Source organism: Rhizobium anhuiense (assembly GCF_003985145.1).
Classification (GTDB): Bacteria; Pseudomonadota; Alphaproteobacteria; order Rhizobiales; family Rhizobiaceae; genus Rhizobium; species Rhizobium anhuiense.
On the sequence record NZ_ML133560.1, the window covers coordinates 1 to 1031 of the forward strand.

General features: G+C 62.4%; 3 protein-coding genes. All 3 read right to left on the reverse strand.

All coding sequences use genetic code 11. The annotated features are described in order from the left end of the window. Window positions 1–127 (reverse strand): FAD-dependent oxidoreductase (locus EEQ99_RS34325; protein ID WP_127431916.1); only part of this gene is annotated, 127 nt, incomplete at its 3' end. Then, entirely contained in the window at window positions 128–826 is a 699-nt protein-coding gene (locus EEQ99_RS34330; RefSeq protein ID WP_063476712.1) for a dimethylsulfonioproprionate lyase family protein, read from the reverse strand. Window positions 827–840: 14 nt separating this feature from the next. Beyond that, a partial coding sequence (locus EEQ99_RS34335) for an electron transfer flavoprotein subunit alpha/FixB family protein (protein ID WP_195826131.1) occupies window positions 841–1031 on the reverse strand: 191 nt, incomplete at its 5' end.

Sequence of the window (1031 nt, forward strand, 5' to 3'; positions counted from 1 at the left end):
CGACCGAGAGGTCCGGATTGACCTGCTTCAGCCGGATCGCCGCCGCAAGACCGGCCGGACCGGCGCCGACGATCACAACGTCGAATTCCATGCTCTCGCGTTCGGGCAGATCAGTCGTCTCGGTCATCTATTTCGTCTCCGGCTCGATCTGGCACCAGACCGCGAGAAGCGGCCGGGCCGTGCATCTTATCGCGAAGGATTGCCCGGCATCGTTCGCGAAGACTGTGCCGGTAGCGGCAGAAAACCATTGGGAATCGCCAAGGGAGATTTCAGCGGGCGAAAGCAGGAGGAAGGCACGGGGCTGCGTCTGAACATGATCGGGGAAACGGGTGTAGCGATCCATGTAGATCACGCCGACCCTGAGATCGGCGCGTTCCTCCATGCCGCCCGGGCCGACGACAACCGCATGGGAATGCGTGTCGCCAAAATTCAGGCTTGCAAACGGGCCGGAACGGCCGCGTCTCCAGAGCAGCTTGTCGGCGAGACTATGGAACTGGCTGGCGATCGCCTCATATTTCCGTCCCGATTTCGCAAGATGGGCGATGGCGTCATCAAGCCCTTCCGGCGTGCCGGGAAGGGACCCGCCCTCGGGGCGCACCTTGCCGGTCTTGAGCAGCCTCTGGAGAACCTTGCCCGCGACGAAGCTGGCGACGGCGGGAGCCTCCGCCGACAACATCAGCCCGCCGACATCGTTGAGGAATTCCTGCAACGGCCGAGAACGCCTTTCCCTTCCGATGTCGTGGAGCCGTATATATGCCGGCTTCTCGTCATCGTTCAGGAGAAGGTCGGCACCAGGTTTGATTGGACGTCCCACCGTGCGCGCCACGTTCGGTCTCCCCGCTAAAGCGCCTTTTGCAATTCCGGCAGGACGTCGAAGAGATCGGCGACCAGTCCGTAGTCGGCGACCTGGAAGATCGGCGCCTCCTCGTCCTTGTTGATGGCGACGATCACCTTACTATCCTTCATCCCGGCCAGATGCTGGATGGCGCCTGATATGCCGCAGGCGATATAGAGCTGCGGCGCCACCACCT